Raw genomic sequence first — 16,421 nt, 5'->3', positions numbered from 1 at the left:
GCGGTCAGCGGCGGGCGTGGGCGTCGAGGACGTAGGCCACGGCCGAGGTGACCTTTGCCGCGAACGCGAGGTGCAGCGACTCGTCCGGTACGTGCGCGTTGCTGTCCGGCCCGAGCGCCCCGGTCACCAGGAACTGCGCGTCCGGGTAGGCGTTGTGCAGCAGGCCCATGAACGGGATCGAGCCGCCGAGCCCCATCGTCCGCCAGCCGGCGTCGAACACCTCGTCGCTCGCCTGGTCCAGCGCCGCCACCAGCCACGGCGCGGGGTCCGGCGCGTTCCAGCCCAGCCCGGCCTCGGAGTGCCCGAAGGTCACCTTCGCGCCGTACGGCACGTCGGTGGTCAGCCGCTCCTGGACCGCGCGCAGCGCCGCCTCCGGGTCGGCCGTCGGCGGCAGCCGGAAGCTCAGCACCAACGTCGTGAAGGGCCGCAGCACGTTGCCCGCGTCCGCAGGCTTGGGCAGTCCGTCGGCGCCGATCACGGACAGCGTCGGCCGCCAGGTGCTGTTCAGGGCGAGCTCGACCTCGTCCTCGTCGACCGGCCGCAAACCCTCCGGCCACGGCACGACGTTGCGCACCAGGCCGGGCGCGGCCTCGATCGCCGCCCGCGCCTCGGCGACCCGGTTCTCCGGGATCTGCACGTTCAGCTCGGGCACCAGGATTTCGCCGGTCGCGGCGTCCTCCAGCCGATCGAGCAGCTGCCGCAGCACCCGGAACGAGCTGGGCGCGATGCCGCTGGCGATGCCGGAGTGCAGGCCGCTCTCGAGCACCTGCACCTTGACCTCCAGCGACACCATGCCGCGCAGCGAGTTCGTCAGCCACATCCGCTCGTAGTCGCCCGCGCCGGAGTCCAGGCACACCACCAGCGACACGTTGCCGAGCCGGCCGGACAGGCGCGAAAGGTAGGCGGGCAGGTCGGGGCTGCCGGACTCCTCGCCGGTCTCCAGCAGCACCACGCAGCGCGCGTGCGCGCCGCCGTGCGCTCGGACCGCCTCGATCGCGGTGATCGCCGCATACCCGGCGTAGCCGTCATCGGCGGCGCCGCGCCCGTACAGCCGGCCGTCGCGGACCACCGGGGTCCACGGCCCGAGCCCTTCGGACCAGCCGCCCAGCGGCGGCTGCTTGTCGAGGTGGCCGTAGAGCAGCACCGTCTCGTCCGGGGTGCCCTCGCTGGCCGGGATGTCCACCACCAGCAGCGGGGTGCGTTCCGGCAGCCGCACGACCTCGATGTTCGCGCCGGCGATGTCCCGCGCCGCGATCCACGCACGCAGGTGCTCGATGGCGGCGTCGAGGTGCCCGGCGGCGGCCCACCCGGCGTCGAAGGCGGGCGAGATCGCCGGGATCTTCACCAGCTCGGAGAGGCTCGGCAGGACGGATTCGGCCCACGCCTGGTCAACGTTCTTCGCTACGGCTGCACGATCCACGCCGCGATCCTATGCCCGCTCCGACCTGGTCGTCGTGGATGGCCGGAACTGCTCAGCAGTCCCCGAGAGGCGTGCAGCTCGCTGGGGTAGCGGGCATGGACACGACCATGAAGGGCATGCCCGCCGCGGCGGACCGGTCTTCGATGTGGACCGCCCCGATCGCCTGCCCGATCGGGTCCCGCTGTCCGAAGACCGCCAGCGTCGCCCGGTCCGCCGGGAACGGGATCAGGTCGTCGCCGAGCTCGCTGCCGTGCACGATCCCGGCGAGCGCGACGGTGCGCGGATCCTGCTTCGCCCAGTCGTTCAGCAGGTACCAAAGTCGCGAGAGCACCGAATTGCGGACCTTCGGGGCCGGCACGTAGCGCGTGCTGGCGAACGACCCGCTGGCCGCTTCAGGCCGGAGGAGCCCGCCAGCCACGAGGTGGTTCAGCCACATCTCGTACAGGCGAGCCTGCTCCCTCAAGAAGCTGGTCAGCCGGATCGCCGTGCGCCGCTGGACCAGCTCGCCGAACAGCTGGTCCAGGAGCGGGTGCCGCGTCGCGGTCGGATCGGTGACGAAGGCGTAGCTGCCGTCGATCATGATGCGGCGTTGCAGGGCCAGCTCGCCGATCACACCTGCGGCGACGGCGAGTCTGGTCGACGAGCCGCCGTACTCGTGTCCGGCGGCGGTGCGGCCGATCAACATCAGTTCCTCGGGCAGGATCAGTTCCACGATCGAGTCCTCAGCTGCCGGCCGTCGTGGCGGCGGTGGTCGCGGCCGCAGCTCCGGCGGCGATCGCGACCGTCGCGGCGGCGACCACGGCTTCAACGGCCTTGCCGAGCTGCTCGCTCTTGCTGATCTCCTTCAACCGCTTACGCTCGGCCCGCTCCAGGCCGAGCGATCGGACCAGGCCGGTCGCGTGCACCATCGCCGCGAGCAGCGCCTGCCGGTTGTCGAGTTCGACCTCGTCGCGGGCGACCTTGCGGATCTCCCCGATCAACGACTGCCGCGCCGCGGGGTCCGGGAAGTACTTGTTGTACGGGATGAACAGCGCCGACTTCTGCTCGCAGCGCATCAAGCCCCGCTCCGCCAGCGCGGCGCAGTGCACCTTGCGCACGCCGCGCCGGTGCTGGATGAAGCTCGTCGCGGCCACCGGCTTGTTCGCCGCGCCGGCCTTCCGCGTCAGGAACGCCACGCATTCGTCGAGCCAGCCGATGCCGCTCGGACTGGCGTCGACCACCTGCACCTTCTTGCCGGCGAACTCGACCCGGTGCCGCAGCACGAGCTCGCCGAGCTCCGCCGCCCCGGTGTGATCGGACGTCGAGTAGTGCGAGCCGTTGTCCTTCTGCAGCAGCAGTACGAACTCTTCGGGCAGGGTAAGCGCGGTCATGCGCCCATTCTCCCAGTGAAACCGGCTTCACGTGGCTGAATGCCGCAGTCGTCAGCCCATCGCTGCGAGGAAGCGCGGCGTGGAGCGCCTCACCCGCCGGCAACCACGATCACCGCCGGAACCGCCGTGATGGCCACCAGCGCCGCAGTGACCGCGGTGCCGACGGTGTTGCCCAGGTCCTCGGCCTCGGCGATGGTCTTCAGCCGGGTCCGCTGGGCCCGGTCGAAACCGAGCAGGTAGAGCAGCCCACTGCGGTAGACCAGCGCGCTGAGCAGCGCCAACCGCCCGTCCACCGGCCGCTCGTCGACAGCGACCTCGCGCAGCTCGGTAAGCAGCGCCCCGCGAACGGCACGTTCCGGGTAGTAGCGGTCGTCGGGCAGCACGCCCAGGAACTTCCGGTGCTCGCGCCGCAGCAACCCGTGCTCGACCAGCACCATCCGATGCGTCGCGAACGCGCCGGTGCGGCCCTGCAACCACCCACTCAGCTCGACCGGGCGGTTCGCCCGCCCCGCCCGCTGCTGGAGGTCCGCGAGCGACCGGTCCATCCACGGCAGCCCGCTCGAAGCGGTGTCGACCAGGCGCACCGCCCTGCCCTCCAGCTCGACGCGGTCCCGCAGGGCCAGCTCGCCGATCTCGGCGGCGGCGGTCGCCGTGTTCGGGTTCGCGCTGACGTAGTACGTCCCGTTGTCCTTGCACATCAGCAGGGCCAACTCGTCGGGCAGCGCTAGCGGATTGGCGAACTCGGCCACGAGTCCAGTCTGTCCCATTTCCGCGCGGGCGGCTGCGGAGATCTCGGCTCTCCTGCTGGTCGATCTCGCGACCGACGCGGGGTGAAACAGTGCAATCGGGTAAATAGGACTATCGCGGCGGTAGGAGGAACGCCTTCGCAATATCGGTACCGCGATGGTCCACAAGGCATTAGTCGGACCTCCATTACTTCGATGACCTGCGGTTTTCGCTTGATCGACGGCGAACTACGGTGGTCTCACGGGAAGACGCCGGCCGTGCCGCGGCCGTGCCGAATCCCGGTGGCAGGGCTCACGAAAGCGGCCGGTTTCGTGCCAGGATGGCGGGGAGCGATCCAATCGCTCCGGCTGGAGCAATGGGTGACCCACCAGGTCACCGGCGCTCCGGTCGGGGCTGTCGGGCCACACCGCCACAAGCGGGTGGACCGGCGCGACACGAGGAGATCACGCATGTCCCCCGAGCAATGGACGCGACCCGAAGCCGAAGGCGCCGACGGCCCCCCTGCCGCTATCGCAGCGAAACCCACACGGGAGCAGGTGATCGCCGGTTTGCGCGCCACGAGCGAAGGTGGAGCTGACCTGGTTCAGCTACTCACCCCGGAAGGCCAACGGGTAACACACCCCGACTTCGACATCGACGTCTCCGACGCGCAGCTGCGCGACCTGTACCGGGACATGGTGCTGGTCCGCCGCGCCGACCGGGAGGGCAACGCCCTGCAGCGGCAGGGCCAGCTGGGCATCTGGGTCCCGCTGCTCGGCCAGGAAGCCGCCCAGATCGGCGCCGGCCGGGCGATGCAGCCGCAGGACATGGCGTTCCCCAGCTACCGGGAGCACGGCGTCGCCTGGTGCCGCGGCATCGACCCGACCGAGCTGCTGGGCATCTTCCGCGGTACCGACCACGGCAGCTGGGACCCGAACAGCACGCGGTTCCACCTCTACACGATCGTCATCGGCAACCAGTGCCTGAACGCCACCGGTTATGCGATGGGCCAGCGCTTCGACGGCAAGGTCGGCGACCCGGACGGCGAGGCCACCATGGTCTTCTTCGGCGACGGCGCCACCAGCCAGGGCGACGTGCACGAGGCCATGGTGTGGTCGGCGGTCTACGACGCCCCGGTGGTGTTCTTCTGCCAGAACAACCAGTGGGCGATCTCCGAGCCGATCGAGCGCCAGACCCGCGTGCCGCTCTACCGCCGCGCCAGCGGGTACGGCTTCCCCGGCATCCGGGTGGACGGCAACGACGTGCTGGCCAGCCTCGCGGTCACCAAATGGGCGCTGGACGAGTGCCGCCAGGGCAACGGGCCGGTGCTGATCGAGGCGTTCACCTACCGGATGGACGCGCACACCACCTCCGACGACCCGACCCGCTACCGGCTGGCCGACGAGCAGGAGGCCTGGAAGCTCAAGGACCCGATCGAACGACTGCGGGTACACCTGGTCCGCGAGCAGATCGCCGACCAGGGCTTCTTCGACGGCGTCGACGCCGGAGCCGACGAGCTCGCCGCCCGGCTGCGCGACTTCTGCTTCAACATGCCCGAACCACCACCGGAGCGAATGTTCTCCGAGGTTTACGCGGAGGACACCCCGCAGCTGGCTGCCCAGCGCGAGGATTACCTCAAGTATCTGGCCGGTTTCGCCGACGACGCGATGGCAGGAGGTGTGCGCTGATGGCCGCGCCCGCATTGGAGCGCCCGACCACAACGGCCGGCGCCCAGACCGTCACGATCGCCAAGGCGCTGAACATGGGCCTGCGCGCGTCGCTGGAACGGGACCCGAAGGTCCTGGTGATGGGCGAGGACGTCGGCAAGCTCGGCGGCGTCTTCCGGATCACCGACGGCCTGCAGAAGGACTTTGGCGAGCACCGCGTGCTGGACACCCCCCTGGCGGAGTCCGGCATTATCGGCACCGCGATCGGGCTGGCCATCCGCGGCTACCGGCCGGTGTGCGAGATCCAGTTCGACGGGTTCATCTTCCCCGGCTTCGACCAGATCGTCTCCCAGCTGGCCAAGCTGCACTTCCGCAGCCAGGGCAAGCTGAAGATGCCGGTCGTGGTGCGGGTGCCCTTTGGCGGCGGCATCGGCGCCGTGGAGCACCACTCGGAGTCGCCGGAATCGCTGTTCGCGCACGTCGGCGGCCTGAAGGTGGTCTCCTGCTCGAACCCGGTGGACGCCTACTGGATGCTGCAGCAGGCCATCGAGTGCGACGATCCGGTGCTGTTCTTCGAGCCGAAGCGCCGCTACTACGAGAAGGCCGAGCTCGACCCGAGCACGCCGCCGGTCCCGCTGTTCACCTCGCGCGTGGTGCGCGCGGGTTCGGCGGTGACCGTCGCCGCGTACGGGCCGATGGTGCGCACCTGCCTCGACGCGGCGACCGCCGCCGCCGAGGACGGCCTGGAGTTGGAGGTCATCGACCTGCGCACGCTGTCCCCGCTGGACCTGGACCCGGTGTTCGACTCGGTGCGCCGCACCGGTCGGCTGGTGCTGGTCAGCGAGGCGCCCGCGGAGGCTTCCGTCACCTCGGAGATCGCCACCCGGGTGCAGCAGGAGTGCTTCTACTCGCTGGAAGCGCCGGTGCTGCGCGCGACCGGCTTCGACACGCCCTACCCGCCCAGCAAGCTGGAGGAGGGCTACCTGCCCGACCTCGACCGGGTGCTGGACGCGGTCGACCGCTCGCTGACGTACTGAATGGCCCGTCTCCGAAACCGTGTTGCATCGCGGTGCGGGTAGCGGCCCCCTGCGGGAATTACAGACGCCGCCTGGACTGCGGGATCCCCGATTCGCGTATGCCCGATACGCGGCTTCGGGGCTGGCCTCGCCAAGAACCTCGACCGGGTTTGGGCACAGTCTGAGAACCCGCGGCGGTGCAGGTTGCGAGGGTGGGCTAAGCGGCTTCGCCGCTTCAAAGACAAAATCGAGACCGAGTTCGCCAACAGGCTCTGAGGGAGTCGTTCGATGGCACTGAAGCATTTCCCGCTGCCCGACGTCGGCGAGGGGCTGACCGAAGCGGAAATCCTCGGCTGGCGCGTCCGGCCCGGTGACACGGTCACCGTCAACCAGGTGATCGTCGAGATCGAGACGGCCAAGGCGTCCGTCGAGCTGCCCTGCCCGTGGGCCGGCACGGTCCGCGAGCTGCTCGCCGAGCCGGGGCAGACCGTCGAGGTCGGGTCGCCGATCATCGCGATCGACCTCGAAGGCTCGGCCGGCGAAGCGGCCCCTGCCGTAGCGTCCGGCAAGATCGGCGAGGAGTCCAACGGCCGCATCGCCACGCTGGTCGGCTACGGCCCGCGAACGGCGAGCGCGAAGCGCCGCCCGCGCAAGGGCCGGGCCGGGGAGCAGCCCGTCGCGGCGCAGGTCGCGGAGGTTCCGGCGCTGGCTCCCGAACCCGTCGCGGCAGCTTCCCAAGCGTCGCAGCAGGGCGGCTACGTGCCGCTGGCGAAGCCGCCGGTGCGCAAGCTGGCCAAGGACCTCGGAGTGGACCTGCACGCGCTGACCGGGACCGGATCCGGCGGCGTGATCACCCGCGCGGACGTGCAGTCCGCCGCGGGTGGCGCGGCCGTGCTCACAAACGGAGCACCGGCCGGGCGGGAGCGGCGGGTGCCGATCAAGGGCGTCCGCAAGGCGACCGCGCAGGCCATGGTGAACAGCGCGTTCACCGCGCCGCACGTCACCGAGTTCCTCACCATCGACGTCACGCCGATGATGGAGCTGCGGGAGCGCCTGAAGTCGCACCCGGTGTTCAGCGGCGTCAAGATCACGCCGCTGGCGTTCGCGGCGAAGGCCGTGTGCCTCGCCGCCCGCCGCACCCCGGACGTGAACGCCACCTGGGACGAGGCGGCCGGCGACATCGTCTACAAGGACTACGTGCACCTGGGCATCGCGGCGGCCACGCCGCGCGGCCTGGTGGTGCCCAAGGTCCGCGACGCCGACCAGATGTCCCTGAAGGACCTGGCGGAAGCGCTGGAGCGGCTCGCCACGACCGCGCGGGAGGGCAAGACGACCCCGGCGGAGATGGTGGGCGGCACGATCACGATCACCAACGTCGGCGTGTTCGGCGTCGACACGGGGACGCCGATCCTCAACCCGGGCGAGTCGGCGATCCTCGCGCTCGGCGCGATCCGCGACATGCCGTGGGTGGTGGACGGCCAGGTGGTGCCCCGCAAGGTGTGCCAGCTGGCGCTGAGCTTCGACCACCGGGTCGTGGACGGCCAGCAGGGCTCCCAGTTCCTGGCGGACGTCGGCGCCATCCTGTCGGACCCCAGCATGGCCATCACGTACTGACCGAGCCGAAGGGCACCTCCTCCGGCCAAGCCGGCCGGAGGTGCCCTTCGGTCGTTCACCGGCGTTTGAAGGTGCGGGCGCCTTCGGCGGGCGTCCAGTGCTGGATGACCAGATGAGTCTGGTCGTCGGAGAGACCCGTCGTCGTCACCTCGGTGACTTCCAGGCGGAAGAGGTGCGAGTCCTCGCTCGGCGGCTTGACCTCTTCGACCCAAGCGCGCTGCTCATCACCGGTGACCTCGACCGCCCGGCCGGCGATCTTCACGTCCGGGCCCGCCATCGAGCCGTCGCCGGGGTTGGCGTGCAGCGCGAACCGGGGGTCGCGGCGCAGGTCCAGGGCCTTCCTGGAGCCCGGCATCGAACCCAGGGTCAGGTCCGGGCCGCGCCAGCCGACCTCAGTGCCGCTGACCCGCGGCGAACCGTCCCGACGCAGGGTGGCCAGCACGTGGTGCTTGGCGGCCTCCAGCTTCGCCCGGGTGGTCTTCGCCAGTTCGGGAGCCTGTTCAGCGAATTCCTGCCACGTCGTCATGCGCGCCATCGTGGCAGGCGGCACCGACGGCGCGTGGGATGAAGCGAACAGGCCGTTCGCCTCATTAGATGAAGCGAACAGGCCGTTCGCTTCAAGTACCAGTCGGGTCAGCCGCCCTTGCGCCGCCGCCCGCCGCGTCGGGAACCGCTGCCGGCCGATGCCACGACCGGCTCGGCCGCCTCCGCGGATTCGTCCGCCGCCGCCGACTTCTGCTCGTCGTACTCGCGGAGGAAGTCGAACGCGTGCTGGTCGAAGTCGTGGATGTCGAGCTCGGGCAGCTCGCCGAGCTCCTTGTTCAGTTCCCGGAAGATCGGTGTCTCCAGGTCAGGGGTGGTCTTCTTCACCGCTTCGCCCTCCCGTTCACTCTCGAAGCTGTGGCCGGGCCGCCGCGAGCGGCGTCGTCGCCCACCGCGTCACGTTCCGAGCCTTCCCTGCGGAGCTCGCCCGGAGTGGCCAGGCACCGCAAGGCGCTAGTCCCACGCTGGCGTGACGCGTGCCGGAGCGGATGATGACTCCGCGCCGACGACATTCATTCGTTCGGACCAACGTCAATGGTGCACCTGCCGAGTCGTGGTGGTGCAAGGGACCCACGAAATCGTGCACCTTCGAACACCAACCCGAGCGTGGTTTGTGCAATTCCGCACCGTGGCGAGCGCCACTGTCGCGAATCCGGGCAAAACATGGTCAACCGCGCATCCCGGACGGTCCGGCGGAGGGTGAATTCGGGACCCTCCCGGCGGCTGGACGGCAGGCACGACGTGCGGAAATCGGGCCGCCGCGGAAACCCGCGACGGCCCGGCATGGGTCAAGCGATGTGCCGGCCGGAGATGGCCCTGGCCACGACCAATTGCTGGATCTGTTCGGTGCCCTCGAAGATGTCGTAGATCTTGGCGTCCCGGTGCATCCGTTCTACCGGGAACTCCCGGGTGTAGCCGTTGCCGCCGAGGATCTGGATCGCCCGCTCGGTCGCCCAGGTCGCCACCCGGCCCGCCTTGAGCTTCGCCATCGAGCCCTCGCCCGCGGTGAAGCCGCCGTTGCTGCCCAGCCACGCCGCCCGCCACACCAGCAGCCGCGCGGCGTCGATCTCCATCCGCATGTCGGCCAGGGTGAACGCGATCGACTGGTTGTCGATGATCGGCCGCCCGAAGGTCTCCCGCTGCTGCGCGTACTCCAGGGCGGTCTCGTAGGCAGCCCGCGCGATGCCGATGGCCTGCGCGCCGACGGTCGGGCGGGACAGCTCGAAGGTCTTCATCGCCGCCTGCGCGCTGGCCTTGCCGCCCTCGCGGGTGCGGGCCAGCCGCTCGTCCAGCTTCTCCTTGCCGCCCAGCAGGCAGTTGCCGGGCACCCGCACGTCGTCCAGAAACACATCGGCGGTGTGCGAGGCGCGCAGCCCGTGCTTGCGGATCTTGCTCGGCGACTCCAGGCCCTTGGTGTCCGGCGGCACCACGAACGCGGCCTGGCCGCGGGAGCCCAGCACGGGGTCGACGACTGCCTGCACGACGTGCACGTTCGCGATCCCGCCGTTGGTCGCCCACGCCTTCTGGCCGTTGAGCACCCACTCGTCGGTGGCCTCGTCGTACACCGCGCGGGTGCGCATCGCCGCGACGTCGGAACCGGCGCCTGGCTCCGACGAGCAGAACGCCGCGACCTTCGGGTCGTCCGCGTCCCCGTAGCACTGCGGCACCCACTCGGCCAACTGGTCGGGCGTGCCTGCAGCGAAGATCCCGGCGACGGCGAGTGTGGTGCCGAAGATCGCCATGCCGATGCCGCCGTCGCCCCAGAACAGCTCCTCGTTGGCGATCGGCAGCGACAGACCGGTGTCGTCGGCCCAGAACGTGGCCAGCGTTTCGAAGCCGTAGAGCCCGATCTTCGCCGCCTCCTGGATGATCGGCCAGGGGGTTTCCTCGCGCTCGTCCCATTCGCGCGCGGCGGGGCGGATGGTCTGCTCGGCGAAACCGTGCACCCAGTCGCGCAGCTCCTGCTGTTCCTCGCTCAGTTCCAGGGAGAAAGTCATCGCCGTCCTGTCAGTCGTCTTCGTTGAAGCGCGCCGCCGCGCGAAACCGGTTCGGGGAAAAGCACTCAGGCTTTGGGGATTTGGAACAGTTTGGTCAGCCCGGCTGCGAAGCCGAGGTCGCCGGCGACCTTCAGCTTGCCCTTCATGAACAGCATGGGTGCCGAGGCGTTGCCGGCGGCCAGCTTCAGGAATTCGGCCGGGGGCGTCGTGATCGTCACCCTGGGCTCGTGCTGCGGGTCCTTGCTGACGGTGCACTTGCCGTCGGCTAACACGCACTCGTAGCGCAGCAGGTCGTCGTCGCTGCCGATGCGCCACCGCACCACGGCATCGGTCGAGCCCGCCTTCTCGGACTTGTAGTGCTCACCCATCCGCCGGAACACCTCGTCGAGGATGCGTTCGCGCAGTTCGGGGCGGTCCATCACGGCTTCGAGCTGCTCGTCGGAGGCGCGTGTGATCAGCCGCGCGAACTGCGCCGGTCGCAGCGCGCTCAGGTCCACCGGGGCGCCGCTGCCTGCGAACTCGGAGGAGGCCGCGAGCAGCGCGACGAACTCCGCCTTGCCGACCTTCTTGGGGTCGACCTCTCCGAGAGCCGCGATCGGGTCGATCTCGGGTTGGGGCATCGATGCAACCTCCATTACCTACTCGTGAGTAAGACTATGTTCGAGTAGGTTCGAAGGCAAGTCGGCGCGACCGATCTGATCTGATCTAGCCTGGCCGGAAAGGACCAGAGTAAGAGGTGAGATGGTCGATCGTCAGGACAATGGCCGCCCCCGGTCGCGGCGCCTGCCGCGGGCGGTTCGCGAGCGGCAGATCCTGGACGCTGCGGTCGAGGTGTTCGCCACGCGCGGTTTCCACACCGCGTCGATGGACGAGATCTCCGAGGTCGCGGGCATCTCCAAGCCAATGCTCTACGCCTACCTGGGCGCCAAGGACGAGCTGTTCGTCGCCTGCATCCGGCGCGAGGCCGCCCGGCTGATCGACGCGATCAGCGTGGCGGTGGAAGCCGGGTTGAGCCCGGCCGAGCAGCTGTGGCGCGGCCTGCGGGTGTTCTTCGGGTACGTCAGCCGCAACCAGGCGGGCTGGGCGGTGCTGCACCGGCAGGTCAACCAGGGCGAACCGTTCGTCTCGGAGCTGGTGGAGTTGCGGGAGCGGGCGACGAGCGTGATCGCCGCGCTGCTGGCGCAGGCGACCGAGGAGTCGGCCCAGCCGATGCAGCCGGAGCAGACCGAGCCGTTCGCGGTGGCCCTGGTCGGGGCCGGCGAGTCGCTGGTGGAGTGGTGGTTCCAGCACCCCGAGCACACCGCCGACGGGATGGCGATGCGGCTGATGAACATGGTCTGGATGGGCTTCAGTGATCTAGTCGAAGGCCGCTCCTGGACACCCGACCAATGACCGTCCGCAATTTCCATTGAAATCAGAGCTCTGATTTCCATTGAAATTGCGGAAGTTGTCCACAGCCTTCGGCGTGTCGGGGTCCGACATGCCGAAGGGCCGCAATTTCAATTGAAATTGCGGTGACCTCGGGTCAGCGTACGGAGCCCAGCAGGTGGGGTTGCCGGAGTGCCGGAGTGCCGGTGTGGGAGTGCCGGAGTGGGAGTGCAGGGCGAATCCCCAGCCGGTGTCCTGTCGGCGCATCGTGAAGTCCACTGTGGACGGCAGCTGTGCCGGCTTGTGACACTCGACGGCCACTTCGTACGCGTACGGCAGCCGCTCGCGAACGCCGCCAGGTAGCGGGCCTTCGACCACATGCCGTGCGCGATCGCCCGCGGGAAGCCGAACGCCTTGGCCGTCAACGGGTGCAGGTGCACGGAAACCGGTTCTTACCGGCATTCGCACTCACGACTGTCAGGCGCCCAGCGGGCTCTGCCCGCAGACCCGGACGACGTTGCCGTTCACCCCGGCCGACGCAGGGTTGGCGAACCAGGCGATGGTCTCCGCGACGTCCACCGGCAGGCCGCCCTGGGACATGCTGTTCATCCGCCGCCCGGCCTCGCGAACGAACAGCGGGATGGCCGCGGTCATCTTGGTCTCGATGAAGCCCGGCGCGACCGCGTTGATGGTGGCCCCGCGACCTGCGGCTGCCCCGGCGGTGGACTGCACGTGCCCGATCACCACGGCCTTGGACGCCGCGTAGTTGGCCTACCCGACGTCGCCCGCGATGCCGCTGACCGGACACGTACGCGGACTTCGCGGAGAGCAGGAACCGCAGCGTGGAGCCGAGCGCGTTGCGATCATCGGCGGCAACCGGATTCCGTTCGCCCGGTCCGCCCTTACGCCCGCGCTTCCAACCAGGACATGCTCACCGCGGCCCTCGACGGGTTGATCGCGGCGGTTCGGGCTGCAGGGCGAGCGGTTCGGCGAGTTCGTCGCCGGTGCGGTGCTCAAGCAGGTCGACCTGGTGGTGACCTAAGACACATGTGGATACGTGTGTAACGAGAAGCCCTCGGTCATCGATATGCAGGATGACCCCGCGGTGCTGTCGGACCCCCGACCTGGCAGCATCGCGGGGCTTTCCAATTCCGGCACGCCTGCCGGTATCGGGCGCTTCGCCCACCCACCACCTGAAAACCCGACGGCCCGGGCGTTATTCCCGGGTGCGCCGATGATCCGGCGATGCGCGAAAGGAGTCTTGGGTGCAAATCGCCATCGTCCTGATCGGAGCCCTGGTCCCCACCCTGGCGGCGACCGCCTACTACGTCCGAGACCGAGCCAGCCGCTGACCACCCGCACCACGGCTCACGGCCGCGGCAACAGCACCGCGACTTGAGCCATGCCCTCCAGCAGTGCCGGATCGGGGTTGCCGCTCACCGGAGCCGCTTCGGCGCGCACGAAAAGCGTCCCCTTCACGCGCGACTCGTAGTGCTCGCCGGTGAACGACACGCCCTGCGCGGCGAGGACGCTGTGCCCGAGCGCGGTGACGTCGCCGGTGCCGTCGCGGTAGTCGAGGCGGTCCAGCTCGCGCGCCGTGCGTGACGTGCGCATTTGCACCCAGGCGATCGAGACGACCGCGGTGTTGCCGTGCTCGTCGGCGAGCGGCACCAGAGTTCTGGTCATGGAGCGGCAAGGTGTCTGGACGAAGAAGTCCCGCACCTGCCCGAAGGAATGCAGGACGCAGTCGACGTAGTGCTCGGGGGCCCGCTGCCTGGTGACCCGCAGCCGCATCTGCTGCCAAGCCTTGTCGGGCTGGCCGTTGCGAGCCGACTGCTTGGCATTGCTCGTGCGGATGGAGATGCTCTCCCCGGCGATGGAACCGGCGCCGCCCGTGACGGCCCCGCCGCCCGTGTACGCCGCGAGCGCGACCGCAGTCGCGCCGGCTGCGGCAACGACTCCGCCCCGGCCTTTCCTGCCATTGATCGGGTACCTCGTCCCGTCCGGGCGCATGCGAAATTCGACCAATGTGTGAACCCTCCCCAGATCGACGACCAAAGATCTTGGTCGCTGTACGCCGTTGCGACAGCCATCTGAATCGAGTTCACCTGGATGGCGCAGCGGAGATAGGAGCTCCGGCTCGTCGGCTTCCGCGGCAAGGTGCTCGTCCTCGACTTCTGGACGTTGTAGACCACAGAATCAACTCTTCCGACTGCTACGTCCGACCGGTGCTAGCGTGCCTTCGCATGCCAGTGACCGGAGGCTCCTCGGTGGACGAGTTGAAGTTCGAGCAGGACCTGGTGCGGTCGCTACTACGGGATCAGCATCCGGATCTCGCGGACCTTGAGCTCCGAGACGTCGACGGAGGCTGGGACAACCAGCAGTGGCGCCTCGGGGAGGAGCTGGCCGTGCGCTTGCCGCGCACCGAGCGAGCGCCGGCTCTGCTGCAGACGGAGCAGACGTGGCTGCCGGTGTTGGCCGAGCGCCTGCCACTACCAACGCCCGCGCCGGTTCGCATCGGCAAGCCTTCTAGCCTGTTCAAGCACACCTGGACGATCGCGCGCTGGGTCGAGGGTGAGCCGGCCGATCACGCGCCGATCACCCGCATCGAGGCGGCCGAGGTCCTCGCCGGGTTCCTTGGAGTGCTGCATCACCAGGCGCCGGCTGACGCCCCGGCCAACCCGACGCGCGGCATCCCGCTGTCCGGTTTGCGACAGGAGTTCGACGGCTGGCTCGCTGTCATTGCCGACTACCCGGACGCTGACGCCGCGCGGGAAGTTTGGGAGAAGGCCGTCGCGGCGCCCGCCTGGCAGGGCTCGCCGCTCTGGCTGCATGGTGATTTGCATCCGGCCAACGTGGTCGTCCGGGACGGGATGCTCGCTGGGGTGATCGACTTTGGGGATATGTGCGCAGGCGATCCCGCGACCGATCTTTCAGCCGCTTGGATTCTGCTACCTGCCGACGCGGCAAGTCGGTTCTTCGACGCCTATGAGCACGCCGACGAAGCCACCATCGCCCGGGCCCGAGGCTGGGCCGTCGCGCGCGCCCTGAACCTGATCTGGATCGGACAGCGTGGCAGGCTCGGTCTGCCCGGGGGTAAACCGACCTGGGAGCCGGCGGGCTACGCCACGCTCGAACGGGTCCTGGCGGCGAACTGATCGCGCGGCTTCGCGTCAAGGACGACGAACTCGCTCGCCGGGTCTCCCGGGAGAACATCACCGCGTCCGACTGGTACGAGTGCGACGGCACGCAGGCACATTCTTGATCGTTGTCGGTGTCTTACGCTGTTCGCGTGACAGCGCCTCAAAATCCTTGGTCGCAGCAGCAGTTCCAGCCGGCGGGTAACCAGCAGTTCCCGCCACAGCAGCAGTCTGGCCGACCGAAAGCGCCTGGGACGGTGACGTTCGCGACCTTGATCGGCATCGTGGTGCCGATCCTCTCGGCGGTGCTGACCGTTATCAGCTTCGTGGTCCTCGCGCTGCAAGTCATCAGATATCTCGATGCCTGGTTAGGCCCGCTCATCTTCAACGTGGTCAACACGTTGGGCACCCTCGTGCTTACCGTGCTGTGGGTGATCTTCGCGTTCCGGATGCGCGCTGGCCGGAACTGGGCTCGGACCACACTCGCGATCCTCGCCGTGGTCTGGCTGCTCTACGGCCTTTTCGGCATCATCCAGATGCTCATCACCTTCGATTTCCAGCTGGGGCCTCTCGTCAGCCAGCCGGGCGCGATCATGGCCAGCATCGAGTTGTTGATGGTGCTGGTCGCGATGCCGCCGTTCCTCGTCCTGGCGTTCCTCAAACCGTCGAACCAGTACTTCAAAGCCGCAAGCAGTCGATGAGCTACCTCCGCTGGACCGGACGCGGGACCGGAAGCCGTCGAGTTCACCGATTATCACTGAGAGGGAGGCCATCAACACTGACATCGTTATGCCACCCACACATCCCGGGGAGATTCTGCGCGAAGAGTTCCTCGAACCAATGGGGATCACGGAGTATCGCCTGGCGAAGGATCTTGGCATTCCGCAGACACGTGTCAGCGCGATTACGCACGGTCGACGGGGGATCACAGCTGATACCGGATTGCGTCTGTCACGCTACTCCAGCACGTCTGAGGGTTTCTGGGACCGGGCTGCAGGACGAGTCCCTCTCGCTCGTTGCGGCGGCGCGGATCTGCTCGCGGGGCGACCAACGCTGACCGACGACCGCACCCCTGTTCGTCCGCTTTCGGCGTGAGCGACTCATGCGGCCAAGGGTGCGGACTGTCGGTGGTCTTCGGCAGGCTGCGCCTCGTGATCCTCTGGTCCCCTGACCGACGTGGAGCGCGCGATCCGAGGTTCCTGGGGTTCTGACAGGTTCTGACACGTGTGCCCCGGAAGACATCCCCGCCTGGCACCCCGGCAATCCGGCCCGCGGCCAATGCGGCACCACACCGCCCTCGTCCTCAACGATCTCTTTGGTGGCGACCTTATGCGGGGCGATGTTCATCGCGGCAGTGAATGGGTCGACTACCACTGGTGGAACCGCCTCGGCGGCGGCGTGGAACTCGACCTCACCCGAGGTCAGTTCGCCTCCAACGAGCTCGTCGGCCCTGGTGAACCCGTCTCTCGCCCGGACGGCAAGACCCGCCTCGATACGGAGTACGAAACCCTCCGAAAACGAGTACTGACATATCTCGAGTGCTAGCCCAGGCAATGACGT

At 68.9% G+C, this 16,421-nt stretch carries 17 protein-coding genes and 1 pseudogene; 8 read left to right on the top strand and 10 right to left on the bottom strand.

The genetic code is table 11. From position 1 onward, the window contains the following. Positions 1–4: 4 nt before the first annotated feature. From ACRXBZ_RS19415 to ACRXBZ_RS19400, 4 genes are all read right to left on the bottom strand, one after another. On the bottom strand, positions 5–1,420 hold the full coding sequence (locus tag ACRXBZ_RS19415) for a M20/M25/M40 family metallo-hydrolase (protein WP_433880297.1): 1,416 nt from the start codon (positions 1,418–1,420) through the stop codon (positions 5–7). Between the two features lie 52 nt (positions 1,421–1,472). After that, positions 1,473–2,132 (bottom strand): GOLPH3/VPS74 family protein, encoded by a 660-nt coding sequence (locus ACRXBZ_RS19410; RefSeq protein ID WP_433880296.1) that lies wholly within the window; start codon positions 2,130–2,132, stop codon positions 1,473–1,475. 10 nt (positions 2,133–2,142) lie between these two features. Beyond that, on the bottom strand, positions 2,143–2,790 hold the full coding sequence (locus ACRXBZ_RS19405) for a GOLPH3/VPS74 family protein (protein WP_433880295.1): 648 nt from the start codon (positions 2,788–2,790) through the stop codon (positions 2,143–2,145). Positions 2,791–2,879: 89 nt separating this feature from the next. Continuing rightward, a complete protein-coding gene (locus ACRXBZ_RS19400; protein WP_168585892.1) occupies positions 2,880–3,557 on the bottom strand; it encodes a GOLPH3/VPS74 family protein in 678 nt (225 codons plus the stop codon). A gap of 429 nt (positions 3,558–3,986) precedes the next feature. On the opposite strand from ACRXBZ_RS19400, the gene pdhA reads away from it, so the two are divergent. The 3 genes from pdhA to ACRXBZ_RS19385 all read left to right on the top strand — a co-directional run bounded on the left by pdhA (position 3,987) and on the right by ACRXBZ_RS19385 (position 7,813). Then, the gene (gene pdhA / locus ACRXBZ_RS19395) at positions 3,987–5,204 is read left to right on the top strand and encodes a pyruvate dehydrogenase (acetyl-transferring) E1 component subunit alpha (RefSeq protein WP_168585891.1); all 1,218 of its coding nucleotides are present in this window, start codon (positions 3,987–3,989) and stop codon (positions 5,202–5,204) included. Continuing rightward, positions 5,204–6,220, top strand: a complete 1,017-nt coding sequence (locus tag ACRXBZ_RS19390; protein WP_168585890.1) for an alpha-ketoacid dehydrogenase subunit beta — start codon at positions 5,204–5,206, stop codon at positions 6,218–6,220. Before pdhA ends, ACRXBZ_RS19390 begins: the two co-directional genes overlap by 1 nt. Positions 6,221–6,487: 267 nt before the next feature. Then, positions 6,488–7,813, top strand: coding sequence for a dihydrolipoamide acetyltransferase family protein (locus ACRXBZ_RS19385; protein ID WP_433880294.1), 1,326 nt, complete (start codon positions 6,488–6,490; stop codon positions 7,811–7,813). Between the two features lie 55 nt (positions 7,814–7,868). Here the strand turns inward: ACRXBZ_RS19385 and ACRXBZ_RS19380 are convergent, their stop codons facing one another. The 4 genes from ACRXBZ_RS19380 to ACRXBZ_RS19365 all read right to left on the bottom strand — a co-directional run bounded on the left by ACRXBZ_RS19380 (position 7,869) and on the right by ACRXBZ_RS19365 (position 10,973). Continuing rightward, positions 7,869–8,339, bottom strand: coding sequence for a pyridoxamine 5'-phosphate oxidase family protein (locus tag ACRXBZ_RS19380; protein ID WP_433880293.1), 471 nt, complete (start codon positions 8,337–8,339; stop codon positions 7,869–7,871). 107 nt (positions 8,340–8,446) lie between these two features. Beyond that, the gene (locus ACRXBZ_RS19375; RefSeq protein WP_433880292.1) at positions 8,447–8,683 is read right to left on the bottom strand and encodes a hypothetical protein; all 237 of its coding nucleotides are present in this window, start codon (positions 8,681–8,683) and stop codon (positions 8,447–8,449) included. A gap of 461 nt (positions 8,684–9,144) precedes the next feature. Beyond that, positions 9,145–10,353, bottom strand: a complete 1,209-nt coding sequence (locus tag ACRXBZ_RS19370) for an acyl-CoA dehydrogenase family protein (RefSeq protein WP_168585886.1) — start codon at positions 10,351–10,353, stop codon at positions 9,145–9,147. A gap of 65 nt (positions 10,354–10,418) precedes the next feature. After that, positions 10,419–10,973 carry an SCP2 sterol-binding domain-containing protein gene (locus tag ACRXBZ_RS19365; protein WP_433880291.1) on the bottom strand — a complete coding sequence of 185 codons (555 nt, stop codon included), beginning with the start codon at positions 10,971–10,973 and terminating at the stop codon, positions 10,419–10,421. Positions 10,974–11,094: 121 nt separating this feature from the next. Between ACRXBZ_RS19365 and ACRXBZ_RS19360 the strand changes: the two genes are divergently transcribed. Continuing rightward, positions 11,095–11,745 carry a TetR/AcrR family transcriptional regulator gene (locus ACRXBZ_RS19360; protein WP_433880290.1) on the top strand — a complete coding sequence of 217 codons (651 nt, stop codon included), beginning with the start codon at positions 11,095–11,097 and terminating at the stop codon, positions 11,743–11,745. Between the two features lie 453 nt (positions 11,746–12,198). Here the strand turns inward: ACRXBZ_RS19360 and ACRXBZ_RS19355 are convergent. After that, positions 12,199–12,522: pseudogene (locus ACRXBZ_RS19355) on the bottom strand (SDR family oxidoreductase); the annotation flags it as partial. A gap of 567 nt (positions 12,523–13,089) precedes the next feature. Further along, a complete protein-coding gene (locus ACRXBZ_RS19350) occupies positions 13,090–13,749 on the bottom strand; it encodes a hypothetical protein (RefSeq protein ID WP_433880289.1) in 660 nt (219 codons plus the stop codon). A gap of 218 nt (positions 13,750–13,967) precedes the next feature. Here ACRXBZ_RS19350 and ACRXBZ_RS19345 point away from each other — a divergent pair, with 218 nt between their 5' ends. The 4 genes from ACRXBZ_RS19345 to ACRXBZ_RS19330 all read left to right on the top strand — a co-directional run bounded on the left by ACRXBZ_RS19345 (position 13,968) and on the right by ACRXBZ_RS19330 (position 16,406). Continuing rightward, the gene (locus ACRXBZ_RS19345; protein ID WP_433880288.1) at positions 13,968–14,879 is read left to right on the top strand and encodes an aminoglycoside phosphotransferase family protein; all 912 of its coding nucleotides are present in this window, start codon (positions 13,968–13,970) and stop codon (positions 14,877–14,879) included. Positions 14,880–15,118: 239 nt separating this feature from the next. Continuing rightward, a complete protein-coding gene (locus ACRXBZ_RS19340; RefSeq protein WP_433880287.1) occupies positions 15,119–15,562 on the top strand; it encodes a hypothetical protein in 444 nt (147 codons plus the stop codon). An 88-nt stretch (positions 15,563–15,650) separates the two neighbouring features. After that, the gene (locus ACRXBZ_RS19335) at positions 15,651–15,956 is read left to right on the top strand and encodes a HigA family addiction module antitoxin (protein ID WP_433880286.1); all 306 of its coding nucleotides are present in this window, start codon (positions 15,651–15,653) and stop codon (positions 15,954–15,956) included. Between the two features lie 234 nt (positions 15,957–16,190). Continuing rightward, positions 16,191–16,406 (top strand): YunG family protein, encoded by a 216-nt coding sequence (locus ACRXBZ_RS19330; RefSeq protein ID WP_433880285.1) that lies wholly within the window; start codon positions 16,191–16,193, stop codon positions 16,404–16,406. The last annotated feature ends 15 nt before the right edge of the window (positions 16,407–16,421 follow it).

The organism is Saccharopolyspora hattusasensis, from assembly GCF_050972075.1.
Classification (GTDB): Bacteria; Actinomycetota; Actinomycetes; order Mycobacteriales; family Pseudonocardiaceae; genus Saccharopolyspora; species Saccharopolyspora hattusasensis.
Note: the sequence above shows the minus strand (reverse complement) of the source record. Positions and strands in the feature narration are given on the sequence as shown.